This is a genomic window from Mesorhizobium sp. M4B.F.Ca.ET.017.02.2.1 (assembly GCF_003998955.1).
GTDB classification, from domain to species: Bacteria; Pseudomonadota; Alphaproteobacteria; order Rhizobiales; family Rhizobiaceae; genus Mesorhizobium; species Mesorhizobium abyssinicae.
In genome coordinates this window covers 1-18,867 of sequence record NZ_RZOF01000088.1, presented here as the reverse complement: position 1 = coordinate 18,867, position 18,867 = coordinate 1, and the positions used below count along the sequence as shown (strand labels likewise).

19 protein-coding genes and 1 pseudogene are annotated in these 18,867 nt (G+C 64.9%); 4 read left to right on the top strand and 16 right to left on the bottom strand.

From position 1 onward, the window contains the following. Nucleotides 1–184 (bottom strand): annotated as a pseudogene (locus EN738_RS13515) (GFA family protein); the annotation flags it as partial. Between the two features lie 140 nt (nucleotides 185–324). On the opposite strand from EN738_RS13515, the gene EN738_RS13510 reads away from it, so the two are divergent. Then, nucleotides 325–1,620: an amidase gene (locus EN738_RS13510; protein WP_127284126.1), complete on the top strand. Its 1,296-nt coding sequence runs from the start codon at nucleotides 325–327 to the stop codon at nucleotides 1,618–1,620. Nucleotides 1,621–1,636: 16 nt separating this feature from the next. On the opposite strand, the gene EN738_RS13505 is transcribed toward EN738_RS13510, so the two are convergent. From EN738_RS13505 to EN738_RS13485, 5 genes are all read right to left on the bottom strand, one after another. Continuing rightward, complete coding sequence (locus EN738_RS13505; RefSeq protein WP_127284125.1) at nucleotides 1,637–2,020, bottom strand: hypothetical protein; 384 nt, start codon at nucleotides 2,018–2,020, stop codon at nucleotides 1,637–1,639. 53 nt (nucleotides 2,021–2,073) lie between these two features. After that, nucleotides 2,074–3,054, bottom strand: coding sequence for a hydroxyacid dehydrogenase (locus EN738_RS13500; RefSeq protein ID WP_127284124.1), 981 nt, complete (start codon nucleotides 3,052–3,054; stop codon nucleotides 2,074–2,076). Between the two features lie 64 nt (nucleotides 3,055–3,118). After that, nucleotides 3,119–3,835 carry a FadR/GntR family transcriptional regulator gene (locus EN738_RS13495; protein ID WP_127284123.1) on the bottom strand — a complete coding sequence of 239 codons (717 nt, stop codon included), beginning with the start codon at nucleotides 3,833–3,835 and terminating at the stop codon, nucleotides 3,119–3,121. A gap of 2 nt (nucleotides 3,836–3,837) precedes the next feature. Next, the gene (locus EN738_RS13490) at nucleotides 3,838–5,007 is read right to left on the bottom strand and encodes a mandelate racemase/muconate lactonizing enzyme family protein (RefSeq protein ID WP_127284122.1); all 1,170 of its coding nucleotides are present in this window, start codon (nucleotides 5,005–5,007) and stop codon (nucleotides 3,838–3,840) included. A 56-nt stretch (nucleotides 5,008–5,063) separates the two neighbouring features. Beyond that, nucleotides 5,064–5,951: a sugar phosphate isomerase/epimerase gene (locus EN738_RS13485; RefSeq protein WP_127284121.1), complete on the bottom strand. Its 888-nt coding sequence runs from the start codon at nucleotides 5,949–5,951 to the stop codon at nucleotides 5,064–5,066. 401 nt (nucleotides 5,952–6,352) lie between these two features. Here EN738_RS13485 and EN738_RS13480 point away from each other — a divergent pair, with 401 nt between their 5' ends. The 3 genes from EN738_RS13480 (at nucleotide 6,353) to EN738_RS13470 (ending at nucleotide 9,759) form a co-directional block, all read left to right on the top strand. Next, nucleotides 6,353–7,408 carry a sugar phosphate isomerase/epimerase gene (locus EN738_RS13480; RefSeq protein WP_127284120.1) on the top strand — a complete coding sequence of 352 codons (1,056 nt, stop codon included), beginning with the start codon at nucleotides 6,353–6,355 and terminating at the stop codon, nucleotides 7,406–7,408. A 146-nt stretch (nucleotides 7,409–7,554) separates the two neighbouring features. After that, nucleotides 7,555–8,742, top strand: a complete 1,188-nt coding sequence (locus EN738_RS13475) for a Gfo/Idh/MocA family oxidoreductase (protein WP_127284119.1) — start codon at nucleotides 7,555–7,557, stop codon at nucleotides 8,740–8,742. Between the two features lie 165 nt (nucleotides 8,743–8,907). Next, a complete protein-coding gene (locus EN738_RS13470; RefSeq protein ID WP_127284118.1) occupies nucleotides 8,908–9,759 on the top strand; it encodes a sugar phosphate isomerase/epimerase in 852 nt (283 codons plus the stop codon). Between the two features lie 243 nt (nucleotides 9,760–10,002). Here EN738_RS13470 and phnE (EN738_RS13465) read toward each other — a convergent pair whose 3' ends face one another. The 10 genes from phnE (EN738_RS13465) to EN738_RS35930 form a co-directional block, all read right to left on the bottom strand. Next, a complete protein-coding gene (phnE, locus tag EN738_RS13465; protein WP_127284117.1) occupies nucleotides 10,003–11,367 on the bottom strand; it encodes a phosphonate ABC transporter, permease protein PhnE in 1,365 nt (454 codons plus the stop codon). Nucleotide 11,368: 1 nt separating this feature from the next. After that, nucleotides 11,369–12,322, bottom strand: a complete 954-nt coding sequence (phnE, locus tag EN738_RS13460; RefSeq protein ID WP_127284116.1) for a phosphonate ABC transporter, permease protein PhnE — start codon at nucleotides 12,320–12,322, stop codon at nucleotides 11,369–11,371. A gap of 57 nt (nucleotides 12,323–12,379) precedes the next feature. Next, nucleotides 12,380–13,288 carry a phosphonate ABC transporter substrate-binding protein gene (gene phnD / locus EN738_RS13455; RefSeq protein ID WP_127284115.1) on the bottom strand — a complete coding sequence of 303 codons (909 nt, stop codon included), beginning with the start codon at nucleotides 13,286–13,288 and terminating at the stop codon, nucleotides 12,380–12,382. A 162-nt stretch (nucleotides 13,289–13,450) separates the two neighbouring features. Beyond that, a complete protein-coding gene (gene phnC, locus EN738_RS13450; protein ID WP_127284114.1) occupies nucleotides 13,451–14,308 on the bottom strand; it encodes a phosphonate ABC transporter ATP-binding protein in 858 nt (285 codons plus the stop codon). 123 nt (nucleotides 14,309–14,431) lie between these two features. Next, entirely contained in the window at nucleotides 14,432–15,142 is a 711-nt protein-coding gene (locus tag EN738_RS13445; RefSeq protein ID WP_127284113.1) for a DUF1868 domain-containing protein, read from the bottom strand. A 402-nt stretch (nucleotides 15,143–15,544) separates the two neighbouring features. Further along, nucleotides 15,545–16,159, bottom strand: a complete 615-nt coding sequence (locus EN738_RS13440) for a DapH/DapD/GlmU-related protein (RefSeq protein WP_127284112.1) — start codon at nucleotides 16,157–16,159, stop codon at nucleotides 15,545–15,547. After that, complete coding sequence (gene phnL, locus EN738_RS13435) at nucleotides 16,156–16,863, bottom strand: phosphonate C-P lyase system protein PhnL (protein ID WP_127284111.1); 708 nt, start codon at nucleotides 16,861–16,863, stop codon at nucleotides 16,156–16,158. Before phnL ends, EN738_RS13440 begins: the two co-directional genes overlap by 4 nt. 115 nt (nucleotides 16,864–16,978) lie before the next feature. Next, on the bottom strand, nucleotides 16,979–17,755 hold the full coding sequence (gene phnK / locus EN738_RS13430; RefSeq protein WP_127284110.1) for a phosphonate C-P lyase system protein PhnK: 777 nt from the start codon (nucleotides 17,753–17,755) through the stop codon (nucleotides 16,979–16,981). After that, nucleotides 17,752–18,651: an alpha-D-ribose 1-methylphosphonate 5-phosphate C-P-lyase PhnJ gene (locus EN738_RS13425; protein ID WP_127284109.1), complete on the bottom strand. Its 900-nt coding sequence runs from the start codon at nucleotides 18,649–18,651 to the stop codon at nucleotides 17,752–17,754. Before EN738_RS13425 ends, phnK begins: the two co-directional genes overlap by 4 nt. Nucleotides 18,652–18,656: 5 nt before the next feature. Then, nucleotides 18,657–18,867: hypothetical protein (locus EN738_RS35930; RefSeq protein ID WP_210214075.1), on the bottom strand; the 211-nt coding region annotated here is incomplete at its 5' end.

Sequence of the window (18,867 nt, the reverse complement as noted above, 5' to 3'; positions counted from 1 at the left end):
TGCCAAAGGTGTAGCGGCCGAGGTCGTCGCCCCAGGCGAGCAGCCGCAGGTTCCGATGCGGCACCGCCCAGAGCAATGCAGCCTTGCGGGCGCAGATCGAGCAGTTGCAGCGCACGACCCCGCCGATCTCGCCCTCGACCTCGTACGCCACCTTGCCGCAGTGGCAGCCGCCTTTGTAGAGCATCGTTGCTTCTCTCCCTTCGGCCCGGCAGTGCAAATATGCCTGATCCAACTTGTTGGAGCATGATCTTTCCGAAAACCGGTTCCCGCTTTTCGGGATCATGCTCTAAAGACGTTGCAGCCTTGCGGAGTCCGACACCGAACATGCACCCAGTCCGCGATCATCTCGAAATTCTGCTGTCGCGTCTGGCGGCCCGCGCGAGCAACGAGAGCGTGTTCGTGCGGCTCTACCCGGAAGCAGCGCGAGCCGCCGCCGACGCCAGTGATGCGCGGCGGAAGGCCGGCGTGACGCTCGGGCCGCTCGATGGCACGATCGTCTCGATCAAGGATCTGTTCGACGTCGCCGGCGAGCCGACCACGGCCGGCTCGCTGATGCTCAGGACAGCGGCCCCCGCCTTGCGCGATGCCGCGATCGTCGGCCGGCTGCGCCAAGCCGGCGCGGTCATCCTCGGCAAGACCAACATGACCGAATTCGCCTTCACCGCGATCGGCGACAACCAGCACTACGGCACGCCCGGCAATGCTACCGACGCCAGCCTGATACCGGGCGGCTCGTCATCGGGCGCCGGGGTGTCGGTGGGTGAAGGAACCTGCGACGTCGCCATCGGCTCCGACACCGGCGGCTCGGTCCGCATCCCGGCATCGCTGAATGGCGTGGTCGGTTTCAAGCCCACGGCGCGGCGCATACCATTGGCCGGTGCCTATCCACTATCCGCGACGCTGGATTCGATCGGGCCACTGGCGCTGAGTGTCGCCGCATGCGCCGTCGCCGACGCCGCGATGGCCGGCGAGGAGATGCCGCCCCTGCACCTGCCGTTGCCGCTTGCCGGTCTTCGTATCGGGATCCCGCGCGGTGTTCTTTTCGACGACACCGAAAGCGAGGTGGCGACCGCGTTCGATCGATGCCTGGGCAAGGTCGAGCAGGCCGGCGCGCGGATCGCGGACCTGTCGGTCGAGGACCTGCTTGCCGACATGCGCGCGGCGACCAGGCGCGCCACGATCGCGTCGATGGAGGGCGCCGAGGTCCATGCCGACTGGCTGGCGACGGGCGCATCCGTGCCGGTCGATCCGCATGTCAGCGGGCCGTTATCGCGCGCCCTGGCTATCCCCGCATCGGTCTATATCCGGACACTACGCCGCCGCGCGGCGCTGGCCGCCGCGATGGACGAGCGCCTGGCCAGCGTCGACGTGCTGGGCCTGCCGACGACGCCGGTGACCGCGCCGACCATCGCTTCGATGGCAAGCGACGTGGCGTTGCGTGACCGGATCGAAGGCCTGCTGCTGCGCAACACCCAGGTCGCCAACCAGTTCGATCTCTGCGCGATCTCGCTGCCGATGCCTGGAACGGCACGCCCGGCCGGGCTGATGCTGGTGGCGCGCAACGGCCAAGACCGGCATCTGCTGCGCATCGCGGCAGAAGTGGAGCGGCTGCTCGGTTGATGACCGGCGCGCCGTGTCAGCGCGACGAACAGTGCCGGCGCTCGCTTGGCCTCGCGGTCCGTTCGATGCCGGTCGCGACCAGCGTCCGCACGATCTGCCGCTTGCCGTTGAAGGTCTGGGTCCTGGTCTCGATCGAGCCGGCAATCACGATCGTGCCGGCGTAGAGCTTGTCCTGGAGATCGAGCGCCTTGTCTTCCTGCGGCAGGCCGTCGATGTCAATCACGACGCCCCTGATGATCTCGCCGGTGGCGAGCTCGAGCGCACTGTTGGAAGGGCAGGGCGCCGCGATGCAGCGCAGGCCGTTGTCGCAGAACACATAGCCGTCCTGCCCGTCAGCCAAGGCCTGTACGGCCGTGGCGCAGAGGCTCGCGGCTAGAAGGGAAAGGCGGGCGATGAACATGGCGGCAATGTCCCCGTCGAATCCGTGAAAATTGAGGCGCCGCCGGTGACGAGCTACAGGTCGACCGGGAAGCGCCGCCGGTAGTGAGCGGTCACTTCCGGGTTGCGCAGATTGACAGGCAATTTGTTGGCGAGCACCTGCAGCGCTTCGCCGGCGGCGCCGACGCCCATGCGCATCATCGATTCCTCGGTGATCCCCGCCATGTGCGGGGTGACGATGACATTGTCGAAGCCGAAATAGGGATGGTTCGGCGGCAGCGGCTGCGTTGCAAAGACATCGAGCGCGGCACCGCCGATGCTGCCCTTGCGCAAGGCCTCGATCAGCGCGTCGTCGTCGACCACGGGCCCGCGCGAGACATTGATCAGCAGCGCGTTGGGCTTCATGCGCGAAATGCGCTCGCGGCTGATCAGGCCGCGTGTCTCCGGTGTCAGCGGGCAGCAAAGCACGACGATGTCGCTCTGCTCGACCAGGGCGTCGATCGATAGGAAGCCGACCTTGTCGGGCGCCGGGCGCATGCTGCGCGTCGTCGCCACCACATTGAGGTCGAAGCCGTGGGCGGCGATATGGCCGACCGCCTGGCCGACCGCGCCGAGGCCGACAATGCCGATGGTCTTGCCGGCGAGCTCGGTGTTGGCGTTGGCGTGGTCGCGGCCGGCGAGCCAACCCTTGGCGCGCAGGTCGCGGTCGACCATGCGAAAACGCCGAAGCAAGGCCAGGGTCACGAACATCACGTGCTCGGCGACCGAGCGCGCATTGACCGCCGGCACGTTCGCCACGAGCACGCCGGCCGCTGTCGCCGCCTCGACCGGGATCATGTCCAGCCCGGCGCCATGCCGGATCGCGGCGCGCAGCTTCGCGGCGCCGTTGAAAAGCTCTGCCGGCAGCGGCGCACGGACGATGACGATATCGGCATCCTTCGCTTCGGCGGCAAGCGTCCTGCCATCGAGGGCGGAAGCGACGACCAGCCTGCCCGCCCCGGCCAGCATGGCGGAGGCGCGCGGATGCAGCGGATGCGTCGACAGGATTCTGGGCATGTGGCTCCCGTTTGTTTGCCGCATTTCCGCGACGCCAGGCGATGCCGCCGGGCTGCAAAATGCTCTAGGCCTTTTCGAGCGCCGGGCTCGTCGGCTCCATCCCGCGGCCCTCGATCAGGCCCTTCCAATAGCTTTCGGCGCCCTGCAGATGGGCGTTCATCAGCGCCTGGGCCAGGTTGCCGTCGCGGCGCAGCAGCGCCTCGTAGATCTGGATATGCTCGGCATGCGAGCGCACGCTGCGCTCGGGGTCGTTGAAATAGATCGGCAGGCGCTGCTCGCCCATCAGGTAGTAGACGCTGCAGATGTTGTGGAAGATGCCGTTCTTGGTGGCGCGCACGATCTCGAGGTGGAACTCGCGGTCTTCCTTGGCCAGGCCCTCGCCGGCGGCGATGCGCTCCTCAGAGGCTTTCAGGATCTCGCGCAGCCGCTCGAAATTCTCCTCGGTGGCGCGCGAGCAGGCAAGCTCGGCGGCCTTGATCTCGTGGATCTTGCGCAGCTCGACCGTTTCGTAGATCTGGATCGGATCGAGCGGCAGGCCGGCGCGGGCGAACAGAGCCAAGGCTTCGACGCTCGCCTGCTTGGTGTCGACATAGATGCCGGATTTGGCGCGGCGCTCGACGATGCGCATGGCCTCGAGAATGGCCAGCGCCTCGCGGATCTGGCCGCGGCTGACTGAGAAATGCTCGGCCAGTTCACGCTCCGACGGCGTGCGGCCCGTCTCCTTGTCCGAACTGGAGAACAGAAAGGCGGCGAGTTCCGCGAGAAGGTTCTTTTCTTTCATCGTCAGCAGCGTTGCGCGTGCGCCTCCAGGAACCGTTCCGAAATTGTGAATCCCAATCCGGGCTTTTCAGGGATCGCTATCATACCGTCCTTCGCTTCGACAGTCTCTTCGACAAGATCGTGGATCATGGGGTTGGCGCCGAGCGAATATTCGATGGTGAAGCTCGCCGGCGACGCCGCGCAGACATGTAGACCGGCAAAGAAGCAGGGCGCGCCGGCCCACAGATGCGGCGCGAAACGCAGGTTGAAGGCGCTGGCGATGGTGCCGATCTTCATCGCCTCGCTGATGCCGCCGCAGAATGCGGGGTCCGGCTGGAAAATGTCGGCCGACTTCAGAACGGCGAGATCGCGGAAAGCGTAGCGGGTCGCCTCGCTCTCGCCGGTAGCGATCGGGATGGTGGACGAGGCTCGTACTTCGGCCAAGCCCGGCTTGTCGTCGGCGATCACCGGCTCCTCGAACCAAGCGAGGTCGAGGTCGCCGGCGAGCTGGATGAAGCGCTTTGCCTCGGCCACCGTATAGGTGCCGTGCGCGTCGACCATCAGCTCGACTTCGGGGCCAAGCGCCTCCCTTGCCGCGCGGACGCGGGCGGCGGAGATATGCGGGGCGCCATCCATGGCGCCGATGCGCATCTTCAGCGCCTTGAAGCCGCCCTTGGCGATGTAGGATTTGAGCTGCTCGCCGATGGTCTCGGCCGGCGCCCAGCCGCCGGAAGCGTAGGCCTGCATGCGCTCGACCTTGCGGCCGCCGAGCAGCCGCCAGACAGGCTGGCCAAGCGACTTGCCGAGGATGTCCCAGAGCGCGATGTCGACGGCGCTGATGGCGGCAACGCTCATGCCGCGCCGCGCCAGCTGCGGCATGGCGTGTCCGGCATGGGCCGCGGTGTGGTGGCGCACGCCGTTGTAGAGCATTTCCCAGATGACGCCGATGTCGGCCGGGTCGCGGCCGACGAGCTGCGGCCCGACCTCGTGGTTCAGCATATGGACCAGCGCGCCATAGCTGCCGGCGCTGCCGGCGGCGTTCTTGCCCTCGCCCCAGCCGACCAGGCCGTCATCGGTTTCGATGCGCAGGATGGCGGCGTCGAACGTCGTCACTTGACCGAAATCGCTGCGGTGCTGCTTCGCCGCTGCGATCGGTATGCGAACCCACCAGGCTTGGACCGTCTTGATGCGCATGGCCATCCCCGGCCCCGCCGCCCGTTCGGGCGGAAGGGCGTCTTCCTTTCGACCGGCTATTTGATCAGCGGCAGCAGCGTTTCGGCGGTGATGCGCATCTGGTCGGTGTAGAACTTCTCCGTCAGCACGCTGGAGCCGTGATCCTGGATGAATTTCAGCTGCTCGGGCGAGATGTCGACCGGATGGCGCTCGACCATGTCGGGATAGGGCGCGGCCGGCGTGCGGTCGACGGGGGCCACGAACTCGTTGGTCAACGCGCCGTCGTAGCCGATCTCCTTCAGCGTGCGCACGATCCGCGGCCAGTCGATCTGGCCGAGGCCGGCGGCGAAGCGGTTGTTGTCGGCGACGTGGAAGTCGAACAGGCGTTTGCCAACCTGGCGGATGGCGTCATAGACGTTAAACTCCTCCATGTGGATGTGATAGGCGTCGAGGCATACGCCGCATTCCGGGCTGACCGCATCGGCAAGCGCGAGCGCCTGCGCGCCGCGGTTGAACAGATAGGTCTCGAAGCGGTTGAGCGGCTCGACCGCGACCTTGACGCCGACTTTCTTGGCGTGCGCGAAGCACTCGCGAGTGGCGTCGACCACCCAGCCCCATTCCTCCGCCTCGGTGCCGTCGGGCACCACCTTGCCGACGGTGGCGGGAACCAGCGTGATGATCTCGCCCTCGAGCTCGCTCACCATGGTCAGCACGTCCTTGACGTATTGCACCGAGCGCTCGCGCTGGCCCTGGTCCTTGGCGGCGAGGTTGCGTTCGCCCAGCATCAGCGTCACCGAGCCCCAGCAGCGGATGCCGTGCTCCTTCAAGAGCTCGCGCGTCTCCTTGGTCTTGTACTGCTCGGGCTCGCCGGAAATCTCGATCGACTCATAGCCGAATTTCTTGATGCGCTTCAGCGTCACCTCCAGCGGCTCCGCCCGCATCCAGTTGTGCGTCGAAAGATGCATGGTCTATCCTTCCCAGAATTCGCCTGTCACGTTCTCCCGCGGCGCTCTCCCGCGGAGCCCGCCGCCAGTTTCCTCCCCAAGGCGTTCCAGCATTTTTTTGGCAAACTGGTTCGACCAATTGGGCCTTTTTGATGGTCTACAGCAATTTCGAATGGACGGCAAGAAGCCGACCAACGCCGCCCGTTTACGAAGTTACCGTATTGAATAATATGTAATTTTTCGATCGCGACGGATTACCCGTGGCGCGGTTTTGCCATGCTCGGCCGCTTGACCAAACAACATTATTTGGTAATACCAGAATTGCGGCGTGTTCAAATCGCCGACATGAAAGACCAAAGAGACTGGCCCCGTCCGCAATCGGCGCTATGCTCGGTCGCGATGAAAAAAGAGGGAGGATGCCGATGCCGTCGACGATGAAGGGTCCCGGTCTGTTTCTGGCGCAGTTCGCGGGCGATGCCGCGCCGTTCAATTCGTTGCCGTCGATCACCAAATGGGCCGCCGGTCTGGGTTACAAGGGCGTGCAGATCCCGACCTGGGACGCGCGGCTGTTCGACCTGGAAAAGGCGGCGACCTCCAAGGCCTATTGCGACGAGGTGAAAGGCATCTGCGCCGATGCCGGCGTCGAGATCACCGAACTGTCGACGCATCTGCAAGGGCAACTGGTGGCGGTGCATCCGGCCTATGACGCGCAGTTCGACGGGTTCGCGCCGGCTTCGGTGCACAACAATCCGAAGGCCAGGCAGCAATGGGCGGTCGAGCAGATGAAGTTCGGCGCCAAGGCGTCGAAGAACCTGGGGCTGAAGGCCTCGGTCTCCTTCTCCGGAGCACTGGCTTTCCCCTACCTCTACCCATGGCCGCAGCGGCCGGCCGGGCTGATCGAGGAGGCTTTCGCCGAACTCGGCAAACGCTGGAAGCCGATCCTCGACGTCTATGACGAGAACGGCGTCGACATCGGTTACGAAATCCATCCGGGCGAGGATGTGTTCGACGGCGCCACCTTCGAGATGTTCCTCGACGCGGTGGGCGGCCACAAGCGCTGCAACATCAACTACGACCCGTCGCACTTCCTCTTGCAGCAGCTCGACTATCTCGAATTCATCGACATCTACCACGAGCGCATCAAGGCGTTTCACGCCAAGGACGCGGAGTTCAATCCGACGGGGCGGCAAGGCGTCTATTCCGGCTATCAGGGCTGGACCAACCGGGCCGGGCGGTTCCGTTCGCTCGGCGACGGGCAGGTCGATTTCGGCGGCATCTTTTCCAAGCTCACCCAGTACGGCTACGATTCCTGGGCGGTGCTGGAATGGGAATGCTGCCTGAAGCATCCGGAGGATGGCGCCGCCGAAGGCGCGCCCTTCATCCAGCATCACATCATCCGGGTGACGGAGAAGGCGTTCGACGACTTCGCCGGCGGCGCGACCGACAAGAAGGCGCTGCGCGCGATGATGGGAATCTAGTACTTCCTTCCCTCCCCCTCGAAGGGAGGGTGGCCCAAAGGGCCGGGCGGGGTCGGCTCGAACTCCACGCCCGGCAACCCCACCCGATCCGCTGCCCGGATCGACCTCCCCTCGAGGGGAGGCAAGCACCAACGAGGGAGACAGGAATGGTCGGCGCATCGAAGTCAGAAACGGGAGGCGGCCCGATCCGCTATGGCATGGTCGGCGGCGGGCAAGGCGCCTTCATCGGCGCGGTGCACCGGATCGCGGCCAGGCTGGACAACGACTTCGTCCTGGTGGCCGGCGCGCTGTCTGCCAACCCGGAACGCGCAAAGGCATCGGCCGCCGAGCTCGGGCTCGATCCGGCGCGCAGCTACGGCTCCTACGCCGAAATGGCCAAGGCCGAGGCGAAGCGGCCCGACGGCATCGAGGCGGTGGCGATCGTCACCCCCAACAACGTGCATGTGCCGGCGGCCAAGGCGTTCCTCGAGGCCGGCATCCACGTCATCTGCGACAAGCCGCTGGCGACCACGCTCGCCGAGGCGAAGAAGCTTGCCGCCCTGGTCGAGAAGACCGGCAAGGTGTTCGTGCTCACCCACAACTACACCGCCTATCCGATGATCAGGCAGGCGCGCGAGATGGTGGCCAAGGGCCAGCTCGGCGACATCCGCATCGTACAGTCGGAATATCCGCAGGACTGGCTGACCGAGGACCTCGCCGCGACCGGCCAGAAGCAGGCGGCGTGGCGCTCCGACCCGAAGCAGGCGGGCGCCGGCGGCGCGCTCGGCGACATCGGCACGCATGCCTACAACCTGGCGCGCTTCGTCTCCGGGCTGGAGCTCGATACGCTGTCGGCCGATCTCGACGCCTTCGTGCCGGGGCGGCAGCTCGACGACAACATCAACGTCATGCTGCGCTTCAAGCCGGTCGGCAAGGCGCATCCGGCCAAGGGCATGATCTGGGCCAGCCAGGTGGCGCCCGGCCACGAGAACGGGCTGAAGCTGCGCATCTACGGCTCGAAGGGCGGGCTGGAATGGGTGCAGGCCGATCCGAACTACTTGTGGTATACGCCGTTCGGCCAACCGAAGCAGCTTTTGACCCGCGCCGGCGCCGGCGCGCTGCCGTCCGCCGGGCGTGTGACCCGTGTTCCCTCGGGCCATCCGGAAGGCTATTTGGAAGGTTTCGCCAACATCTATCAGGAGGCCGCCCGCGCCATCCGCGCGGCGCGCAGGAAGGGCGGCAAGCCGGCAAAGGATGTCGTCTTCCCGACGATTGCCGACGGCGTTGAAGGCATGGCCTTCATCGAGGCCTGCGTGAAGTCGTCGAAGAAGAATGGGGCGTGGACGAAGCTCTAGGGGTGTCGATATTCAGGCGAGGCCGGTCTGCGAACGGCGGCTTCCTGCGCTTCCGGTGCTCGCGTACTTAAGTGCGCTCCGCTCCGGTTCTCGGAAGCCACCGTTCTCGACTCGGCCTGACCTGAATCTCATCCCCCCTTGATCGAAGGTGATGGGGAGGGGTCGATGAAAATCGGCATGTGCATGTTCCTGTGGACGACCAGCGTCTCGAAGAAGCATGAAGCGCTGCTGAGAGACATCAAGGCGACCGGCTTCGACGGCGTCGAAATCCCGGTGTTTTCCGGCGCGCCCGACGACTACAAGAAACTTGGCGAGCTGCTCGATCGCATCGGCCTGGAGCGCACCGCGGTCTCGGCCATGGGCGATCCGGCGATGAACCTGATCTCGGCGGACGCCGCGACGCGCAAGACCGGCATCGACTACATGAAATGGGCGATCGACTGCAGCGCCGCACTTGGCGCGAACAGGCTGAGCGGCCCGCTGCATTCGACGCTCGGCGCCTTTTCCGGCAGCGGCCCGACGGCCGCCGAGAAGAAGCGCTCGATCGCTTCGCAGCGCGCCATCGGCGACCATGCCGGCAAGACGGGGGTGACGATCGGGTTGGAGGCGCTCAACCGCTTCGAATGCTATCTCTTCAACACGATGGACGATTTATCCGAGCATATCGACGTGATCGACCGGCCGCACATCAAGGCGATGTACGACACGTTCCACGCCAACATCGAGGAAGCCGATCCGATCGGCGCCTATACGCGCAATCGCCGGAATGTCGTCCACATCCACATTTCAGAGAATGATCGCGGGGTGCCGGGCCGGGGCAATATTCCCTGGAAGGAGACGTTCTCGGCCATCCGCAAGAGCGGTTACGACGACTGGCTGACCATCGAATCCTTCGGGCGTTCGCTGAAGGATCTGGCTGCGGCGACCAAGGTTTGGCGGGATTTTGCCGAGAGCCCGGAGGCTGTGTATCGGGAGGGGTACAAGCATATCAGGGATGGGTGGAAGAAGGCGGCTTAGGGCCTGCGCTTGGTCAATTTTCTACTGCGTTCGCAGCGGTTGCTGGGTGGTTCCCCCACTCCGTCTCGGCTTCGCCGAGCCACCTCTCCCCCCTCCGGAGGGAGAGGAAGGGAGCCCGGGCTGCTAAGTTCTGGCCTTTCCTCTCCCCGTCGATCGGGGGAGAGGTGTCGAGCGCAGCTCGACGGAGTGGGGGTCGACCCTTGGCGCGGCACTTTACGATACCCGCACTTAGGGGTCACAAAATTAGCCCCGCTCGGCCTGCAGTTGGTTGTAGTCATGCAGCGTGCGGCTGAGCCTCCGACGCAGGAAGTTCGAGATGTTGTCGAAGATGAAGACGACGGCCAGCGTCAGCAGCACCATGTAGAAGACGTTGGCCCAGTTGGAATTGGTGCGCATCGCTTCCCAGAGCTTCAGGCCTATGCCGCCGGCGCCGACGGCGCCGATGATGGTGGCGCCTCTGGTGTTGGATTCCCACTGGTAGAGCGTCTGACTGATGATGACCGGCACCACTTCCGGCAGCACGCCGTAGCGCTGCACCAGCAAGCCATTGGCGCCGGTCGACTGCACGCCTTCGCGCGGCTTGTCGTCGATGTTCTCCAGCGCCTCGGAATAGGTTTTGCCCAATGTGCCGATCTCGGTGAAGAAGATCGCGGCACTTCCCGCCAACGGGCCGGGTCCGAAGGCGCGGGTGAAGAACAGCGCCCAGATCAGCATGTCGACCGAGCGCATGAAATCGAAGAAGCGTTTCAGCACCTGGCTGAGCAGCCCGCTCGGCGTGATGTTGCGGGCGGCGAAGAAGGCGAGCGGGAAGGCGACGATGCCGCCGAGCAGCGTGCCGAGGAAGGCCATGACGATGGTCTGCAAGAGCTTCGTCCAGACATCGCCATGCTGCCATTGGGCGTTGTTCCAGATGTTGTCGGCGGCAAGCGCGATGTTCGATGTTCCAGGCTTGAGCTCTGGGCCGGAAACCAGCAGCGAGACCACTTCGCCGGCCGGCTTGCCGAAGAAGGGCGAGCGCGTGTCGAAGACGAAATTCGCCCAGCCGAGGAAGCGCTTGCGCGCCTTGACGCGGTCGACGGTGACGCGCACCTCGCCGACGAAGCCCATTTTGGCGACAATTTCGTCGTCATGCGCGGTGATCCAGTCGGGCACCGGGCCCGAGATCACCGGCTTGCCGCCGGTCAGCGACACGGGCACCGTCTGGCCGTTGGCAACAATCACGGCTTTGGTCTTGTCAAAGGTGACGGATTTGGCCGGTCCGTCGATCAGCACGGTGAAGGTGCCGTCCGGGTTCCTGATCACCCAGTCAGGATTGGGGTTCTCGCCCAGCGCCGAGAAGCGCGGATATTTCGGCGTGATCTCCGGCTGGTCGAGGCGAAACTCCGGCTGCAAATCGTAGCTGATCCATTGCGCCAGGAAGAGCGGCAGGCGCTCCCAATAGGAGTCGCGCAGCACCTGCGGCATGCTGAAGAACCACAAGGCATAGGCGAGATAGAGGATGGTCCCCGCGATGAGGAACAGCGGGCCGAAACGCTTGTAGAGCGGCCGGCGGAAGACGTGCGGGTAGCGTTCCTCGATCGACAGGATGTCGTCGGCGGTTATGGCCATATCAGGCGCTCATCAGAAAGGCCTGCTCGCCGACGAGCTTGCGGCGCAGCCAGGCGGAGAACTGGTCGACGATGAAGATGGTGGTGAACAAGAGCAGCACTAGCGCCAGCGTTTTGGCGCCGAAGCCGCGCGAGATGGAGAGCTTCAGCTCCTCGCCGATGCCGCCGCCGCCGACCGCGCCCATGATCGTCGAGATGCGCACGTTGATCTCGATCCTGAGCAGCGTGTAGGACATGAAATTGGGCAGCACCTGCGGCAGGGCGGCGAAGCGGATGCGCTCGAACCAGTTGGCGCCGACCGCCCGCAAGCCCTCCTCGGCGCGCATGTCGATGTTCTCGTTGATCTCGTAGAACAGCTTGCCCAGCGCGCCGATCGAATGCAGGCCGATGGCGATGATGGCGGCGACCGGGCCGATCGAGACGATGGCCGCGAACAGGCCGGCAATGACGATCTCGGGGAAGGCGCGCAGCAGTTCCATGAAGCGCTTGACGACGAGCCTGAGCGCCGGGCTCGGCGTCAGGTTGCGCGCGGCGATGAAGGAGAAGGGCACGGCGAAGACGAAGCCGACGAAGGTCGAGACCAGCGCCACGTTGACCGTGGTCAGCATCAGCTCGAAATATTCGGGGATGTAGAATCCGCCCCAGACAGGGACGCGGCCGAGCGGGAAGTTGAATTCCTGGGTGCCGGTGTCATGCGGCGAGGCGACGTCGAACAGGGCGCGCCAGACGTCGTTCCAGTCCTTGGGAATCAGCCAGCTCAGGAAGTCCAGTATGTGCGGCAGCCGGTCGAGGAAATGGCCGGCATTGGCCTCGTCGGCGAACCACATGGTCGCGCACATGGCGACAAAAAGCAGGCCGACACCGAGGCCGGTGTAAAGCCGGCGCAAGGACGTCTGGCGCCGCCAGGCATCGGCCGCCAGGCGCGTCGCGTCAGAGTGGATTGTCGCTGAGGTCATGATCGGGAGATGCAAAAGGGGCGGCGTTTTTTGGCGCCGCCCCTTTTCCTGATGCCGTCAGCCGCCGATGGCGGCTTTGCGGGCTTCGACGATGACGTTGTAGAAGTCCGGCTTGACCGGAACGTAGCCGGTGAAGTCGCCGCCCTCGACGCCCTCGAAGCAGGGCTTGTCCTTCGTCGGCAGCGCGGTGAAGAACGCGGTCAGCTTGGCCTTCATGTCGTCGCCGAGCGCGGTGCGCACGACCAGCGGGCCGTTCGGGATCAGGCCGGAGCGCCAGACCTCGACGAAGTCGTTCGGGTCGACGGCGCCCTTGGCGACTTCCTTGTGGAAGGTGCCGGAGGTGTAGCCGTTCTTGAAATCGCCGATGCCGGAGGAATCGTCCACCGCGACGTCGACCTTGCCGTCGCGGACGGCGAGAACGTTGTTCTCGTGGCCGCCATTGAACTGGGTCGAGGCGAAGAAGGCTTCGTTCGACTGGCCGGTGTCCTTAGGGATCTGGGTCAGCGGGATCAGGTAGCCGGAGGTCGAGTCCGGATCGGCATAGCCGAGCTTCTTGCCCTTGGCCGACTTGATGTCGGTGATCCCCGACGACTTCAACGCCAGGCCGATCGAATAATAGCCGGTGGCGCCGTCGGTCTGCTGGGTGGTGAGGATCGGGGTGACCGCCTTCGGGTCCTTGATGTAGACGCTGGCATAGCCGGAAGCGCCGAGCTCGGCGAAGTCGAGCGTGCCGCCGAGCAGGCCCTGGATGACGCCGTCATAGTCGGCGGCCGGGAACAGCGAGACCTTCTCGAAGCCGAATTCGGCCTTCAAATGGTCGGCCAGGCACTGGTAGTTGCGCAGCCGGTCCGTCTCGTTCTCGCCACCGAGGATGCCGACGCGGAATTCCTTGACGTCGGCGGCATGAGCGGCGCTCGTCGCGATGGCGAGCAGTGATACGGCGCCAAAAACCATCTTCCTAAACATTTGGATCTCTCTCCTGTTGTTCCGGCCTCGCGCCGGCGACGTTCGAATTTTGACAGCTGCCTTTGACGCGGGCGGGCGATCCGGGTTGCTCGTTTGCTTGGCCATGATCCTTGCCGAACCGGTTGCCGCTCTTCGTCAGCGTGGACGGTTCGAAAGCATCGACTAGTAGCCGGGGAATGCGGGCTCGAGCGGTCCGGCGGATGCGGTGATCTTCGGCTTGAAGGTGACGCTGGTCGACGTGATGGCCTCGGAGATATCGGCGCCATTCGCATCCGCGCCATAGACGAGGCGCACGGCGTCGCGGTCGAGATCCTCGGGCGCGCCATCGAACACGACCTTGCCGGCGGCCATCCCGATGATGCGGTTGCAATAGGCCCGCGCCGTGTCCAGCGTGTGCAGATTGGTGATGACGGTGATGCCTTCGCGTAGGTTGATGTCCTGCAGCGAGTCCATCACCACCTTGGCGTTGAGCGGGTCGAGCGAGGCGATCGGCTCGTCGGCGAGCAGCACCCTCGGCTGTTGCATCATGGCGCGCGCGATCGCCACGCGCTGCTGCTGGCCGCCGGACAGCGTGCCAGCCGGCTGCAGCGCGGTGCGGGCGATGTCGAGGCGTTCAAGCGCCGCAACCGCCTCGGCGCATTCGGTGCGCGAGAAAATGCCGAACAGATTGGACAGCGTCGAGCGGTGGTTTAGCCGGCCAAGCAGCACGTTGGTCAGCACGTCGAGGCGCGGCACCAGGTTGAACTGCTGGAAGATCATGGCGCAGTCGCGCTGCCAGCGCCTAAGCGGCGAGCCCTGCAGCGCCGAGACTTCGGCGCCGTCAAAAAAAATCGACCCCTGGCTGGGGTCGATGAGACGGTTGATCATGCGCAGAAGCGTCGACTTGCCGGCGCCGGAACGGCCGATGATGCCGACCATCTGGCCCTGCGGGATCGACAGGTCGACGGCGCTGACGGCGGTGTTCTTGCCGAATCGTCGGCTGACACCGCGGATTTCGAGCGTGGCAGAGGCTGCTGACATGGGGCTAGGCTCCAGTCCAGTCGGTTACAGGGTCTGTTAACCTTGGCTAGCGCAGCCCCATGAACCTGCGGTGTCGGATTGATGTCAGTTTTGTTACCGCCCACAGCTGCGCGGTAGCAGTCATCAGCCGAGGACCAGGAGCTCCTCGAAATGCTCCATGTCACGGAAGCTGCAAAAGGCCGCCGGGTGGAGTTCGATGACCGGCGCCTCGCGGTCGAGGAAGGACAGGCAGTCATCGAACAGATCCTGCCACGCCGCCGCCCGCTCGTCGGCAAGGCGGCGGATCTGGTAGGCGAAGGTGATGTGGAAGACGTAGGTGTCATGGTCGGGATGGCGATAGCCGAAGGGCACCGACAGCGCGTCGCGCCAGGCCTGGAGGATGCGCCGGTCTTCCTCCGAGGCGCCGGCGACGGTGAGGCCGTTCGGGGTGATACCGATGGCCTTGACCCTGAACGCGCCGCTCCCCGCGAAGCCCTTCAGGCGCTCCAGATAAAGGCGGGTCATGTCGTCGATGCTGGTGTCGAGCGGCACATCCCGAGGCCAATAGGGGAGCCGGCGGCGGCGCTCGATGATGCCCTGGAACAGCGTCATATGCAGGCTGGAGACCGGGGTGAAGACAAGCCGGTCGGCGTCGGGCATGGCGCGCATGCGCTCGCGCACTGCGACTACAGCGGCTTCGGAGGGTGAGCCGGCTACGAGATGGGAGACAACGGTGTTGCCAGGCTCGAACAGGAAATTGCCCGCCGTGTCGTAGCGGGTGCCGAGATGCACCGGCGGCGCGGGGTTGGTGCCTTCGAAGAAGCCGGCGAGCGAGGGTCTGGCTTTGTCGAGCATGGCGATCTCCCTGGCGAGATCGCCTCTTGTCCGACTCGTATGTCAAAGATGTGAATCTAGGGGCGTCGTCCTGGGCATAGGTATCGAAGCTAGCGGTCTCACTAGCAGTTGAGGCAGTTCTACCGGGAGATGGGCGCCAACACGAAGAGAATTAGCACCCCTACCGCTGCCAGGCCCAAGCCCAAGATGGTCAAGACAATGGACGAGACTCGGTCGGACCGACTCCAGCGGTTTACCTGGCTCCGAACGACCCAAATCCCCAATACAACCAGCGCCAACCCAATGCACGCCGGTATAAACAGTATAGCCACGAAATGATCTCCTTCCACACGACTGGCCCTAGGAGATGTTTGATATAGCGAGATTAAATTACTGTACGACCACACCACGTTCCCGTGAATGTCAACCATACCTCTCCAGGAAAGCCTCTGCCGAAAGCGCGCGGAAATCGTCGAGCGACGCGCGCAACCGGGCATGGTCCCAGTCCCACCAGGCGAGCGCCTGGTAGCGTTCGGCGGTGCGGCGGTCGAAGCGTTCGCGGATCGGCTTCGCCGGCACGCCGCCGACGATGGTGTAGGGCGCGACGTCCTTCGACACCACGGCGCCCGCGCCGACCGCCGCGCCGTCGCCGACGGTGACGCCGGGCAGGATGGTCGAGCCATGGCCGAGCCAGGTGTCGTGACCGATGGTGACGCGTTTCGCACGGCGCTCTGCGAAGAATTCACTTTCGTGCTCGGCATCGTCCCAGTAGTCGGAGGCGCGGTAGGTGAAGTGGTGCAGCGTCGGCCGCCAGGTCGGATGGTTGGTGGCGTTGATGCGCACGCTGGCCGCGATGTTGGAAAACTTGCCTATGGTCGCGCACCAAACGGCGCAGTCCTGCATCATGTAGGAATAGTCGCCGAGCTCGCTTTCCGAAACCCGGCTGCGGTCGGCGATCTCGGTCCAGCGGCCAAGCGTCGAGTTCTCGACCTGCGCGGTCGGATGAACCAGCGGCGTCTCCGACAATTTCCTTGTCATGCGGCAATCCTGCCTGCGGCGAAAGCGGTGACGTCGATGACGCGGTCGGCGACCGCCTCGCGCACGTCCTGGTCGTGGAAGATGCCGAGCAGGGCGACGCCGGCCGCCTTCTTGGCGGCGATCAACTCGACCACCACGTCGCGGTTCCTGGCGTCCAGCGAGGCGGTCGGCTCGTCGAGCAGCAGGATCGGATGCTCGGTGATGAAGCCGCGCGCGATGTTGACGCGCTGCTGTTCGCCGCCGGAGAACGTCGCCGGCGGCAAGGCCCAGAGCCTTTCCGGTAGGTTAAGCTGGGTAAGCAAGGTGCGGGCCTTTTCTCGTGCTGCCTCGCGTTCCTCACCGCGCTCGACCAGCGGCTCGGCGACGACGTCGAAGGCCGAGACGCGCGGCACCGTGCGCAGGAACTGGCTGACATAGCCGATCGTTTGCCGGCGCACGGCAAGCACCGTGCGCGGGCTGGCGCTGGCGAGATCGATCAGGCCGTTCTCGTGCTGGACGATGATCTGGCCTTCGTCGACGGCGTAGTTGCCGTAGAGCATCTTCAGGATCGAGCTTTTTCCGGCGCCGGACGGGCCGCCGAGCACGGCGCATTCGCCGGCGCGGATCGAGAACGACACGCCGGCGACGACCGGCAAGCGGATGCCGTCGCGCAGATGCATGGTGAAGCTTTTCGCGACGTCGGAGACAACGAGAGGGGTGGGCATCAGAAGGTCCTCCTATTGTCGCCGATCGGCGGGAGAAGGGGCGGCCTCGTGCGGTTTCGCCAATCTCCAACGTTGCAGATAGCCCGTGACAGAGGGGGGTGACCTGGCGCCATCATCACACCTGCAAAATCGAAGAAACAAGCAACTGCGTATAGGGCGCGCGTGGGTCGTCGAGCACGCGGTCGGTCAGTCCGCTTTCGACGACATGGCCGTCCTTCATCACCATCATGCGCTGCGACAGAAGTCGCGCCACGGCGAGGTCGTGGGTGACGACGATGGCCGCCAGGCCAAGGTCGGTGACCAGCCCGCGCAGCAGGTCGAGCAGGCGCGCCTGCACCGAGACGTCGAGGCCGCCGGTCGGCTCGTCCATGAACACCAGGCGCGGCCCGGTCACTAGGTTGCGGGCGATCTGCAGGCGCTGGCGCATGCCGCCGGAAAAGGCGCGCGGCTCGTCGTCGATGCGGTCCTCGTCGATCTCGACGCGCGACAGCCAGTCGACGGCGGTGGCGCGGATCCTGCCGTAGTGGCGGTCGCCGACCGCCATCAGCCTTTCGCCGACATTGGCGCCGGCAGATACCGTCATGCGCAGTCCATCGGCCGGGTTCTGGTGGACAAAACCCCAGTCGGTGCGCATCAGGAAACGACGCTCGGCCTCGCTCATGCGGTAAAGCTCGCGCCATTGGCCGTCGCGCATGCGGTAGCTGGCGGTGCCGGAAGAGGGCAGCAGCCGGGTCGACAGGCAGTTGAGCAGCGTCGTCTTGCCGGAGCCGGATTCACCGACCACCGCCAGCACCTCGCCGGGCCAGAGGTCGAAGCTGACAGTCTCGCAGCCGACGCGCGAGCCGTAGAATTTGGACAGCGCCGAGACGCGCAGCAGCGGTTCGTCGGTCATTCGGCCGGCTCCGTTCTTTCGAGAGCAAGTTGGGCGTCAGGCGCTAGGTGGCCGCGATGGCCTTCCTCACGCCGCTTCTCGCAGTGGTCGGTGTCGGAGCAGACGAACATGTGGCCGCCACGGTCGTCGAGGATGACCTCGTCGAGATAGACATTCTCCGCCGCGCAGAGCGCGCAGGGCTGGTCGAAGGTCTGCACCTCGAACGGATGGTCCTCGAAGTCGAGGCTGACCACGTCGGTGAATGGCGGCACGGCATAGATGCGCTTTTCGCGGCCGGCGCCGAACAACTGCAAAGCCGGCGACCGATGCATTTTCGGATTGTCGAATTTCGGCGTCGGCGACGGGTCCATCACATAACGGCCCTCGACCTTGACCGGATAGGCGTAGGTGGTGGCGATGCGGCCGTGCCTGGCGATGTCCTCGTAGAGTTTGACATGCATCAGGCCGTATTCCTCAAGCGCATGCATCTTGCGCGTTTCGGTCTCGCGCGGCTCGAGGAAGCGCAGCGGCTCGGGGATCGGCACCTGATAGACCAGAATTTGGCCTGCGGTGAGCGGATGCTCGGGGATGCGATGTCTGGTCTGGATGATGGTGGCGCTGGCGGTGTCGGTAGTCACCGCGACATTGGCGACCTTCTTGAAGAAGGCGCGGATCGAGACGGCATTGGTGGTGTCGTCGGCGCCCTGGTCGATGACCTTCAGCACGTCGTCCGGGCCGATGATCGAGGCGGTGACCTGGACGCCGCCGGTGCCCCAGCCATAGGGCATCGGCATCTCGCGCGAGGCGAAGGGCACCTGGTAGCCGGGGATGGCGATGCCCTTGAGAATGGCGCGGCGGATCATCCGCTTTGTCTGTTCGTCGAGATAGGCGAAGTTGTAGGTGGCGATGTCGGTCATGGCGATCAGATCCACTCCCTGCTATTGAATTGACGCCCAGAAAACGGAAATAAAGGTGAAGTCGGATGACCCAGACCGGTTGGATACATATTGGAATTCTGCTTCTGGCCTTCGCCTGCATGGTCGGGTTTGTTCTTCGGCGTTTGTTTTTGCCGACCTTCAGAGAAGGCGCGCATGTCACAGGCGGAAACGGCAGCTATGTCGGCGGGCACAGCA

What these genes read in the sequence shown, in the direction of transcription:
- EN738_RS13510 (WP_127284126.1), top strand. Translation starts at nt 325, where the DNA reads ATGCACCCAGTCCGCGATCATCTCGAAATTCTGCTGTCGCGTCTGGCG.
- EN738_RS13505 (WP_127284125.1), bottom strand. Translation starts at nt 2,020, where the DNA reads ATGTTCATCGCCCGCCTTTCCCTTCTAGCCGCGAGCCTCTGCGCCACG.
- EN738_RS13500 (WP_127284124.1), bottom strand. Translation starts at nt 3,054, where the DNA reads ATGCCCAGAATCCTGTCGACGCATCCGCTGCATCCGCGCGCCTCCGCC.
- EN738_RS13495 (WP_127284123.1), bottom strand. Translation starts at nt 3,835, where the DNA reads ATGAAAGAAAAGAACCTTCTCGCGGAACTCGCCGCCTTTCTGTTCTCC.
- EN738_RS13490 (WP_127284122.1), bottom strand. Translation starts at nt 5,007, where the DNA reads ATGCGCATCAAGACGGTCCAAGCCTGGTGGGTTCGCATACCGATCGCA.
- EN738_RS13485 (WP_127284121.1), bottom strand. Translation starts at nt 5,951, where the DNA reads ATGCATCTTTCGACGCACAACTGGATGCGGGCGGAGCCGCTGGAGGTG.
- EN738_RS13480 (WP_127284120.1), top strand. Translation starts at nt 6,353, where the DNA reads ATGCCGTCGACGATGAAGGGTCCCGGTCTGTTTCTGGCGCAGTTCGCG.
- EN738_RS13475 (WP_127284119.1), top strand. Translation starts at nt 7,555, where the DNA reads ATGGTCGGCGCATCGAAGTCAGAAACGGGAGGCGGCCCGATCCGCTAT.
- EN738_RS13470 (WP_127284118.1), top strand. Translation starts at nt 8,908, where the DNA reads ATGAAAATCGGCATGTGCATGTTCCTGTGGACGACCAGCGTCTCGAAG.
- phnE (WP_127284117.1), bottom strand. Translation starts at nt 11,367, where the DNA reads ATGGCCATAACCGCCGACGACATCCTGTCGATCGAGGAACGCTACCCG.
- phnE (WP_127284116.1), bottom strand. Translation starts at nt 12,322, where the DNA reads ATGACCTCAGCGACAATCCACTCTGACGCGACGCGCCTGGCGGCCGAT.
- phnD (WP_127284115.1), bottom strand. Translation starts at nt 13,288, where the DNA reads ATGTTTAGGAAGATGGTTTTTGGCGCCGTATCACTGCTCGCCATCGCG.
- phnC (WP_127284114.1), bottom strand. Translation starts at nt 14,308, where the DNA reads ATGTCAGCAGCCTCTGCCACGCTCGAAATCCGCGGTGTCAGCCGACGA.
- EN738_RS13445 (WP_127284113.1), bottom strand. Translation starts at nt 15,142, where the DNA reads ATGCTCGACAAAGCCAGACCCTCGCTCGCCGGCTTCTTCGAAGGCACC.
- EN738_RS13440 (WP_127284112.1), bottom strand. Translation starts at nt 16,159, where the DNA reads ATGACAAGGAAATTGTCGGAGACGCCGCTGGTTCATCCGACCGCGCAG.
- phnL (WP_127284111.1), bottom strand. Translation starts at nt 16,863, where the DNA reads ATGCCCACCCCTCTCGTTGTCTCCGACGTCGCGAAAAGCTTCACCATG.
- phnK (WP_127284110.1), bottom strand. Translation starts at nt 17,755, where the DNA reads ATGACCGACGAACCGCTGCTGCGCGTCTCGGCGCTGTCCAAATTCTAC.
- EN738_RS13425 (WP_127284109.1), bottom strand. Translation starts at nt 18,651, where the DNA reads ATGACCGACATCGCCACCTACAACTTCGCCTATCTCGACGAACAGACA.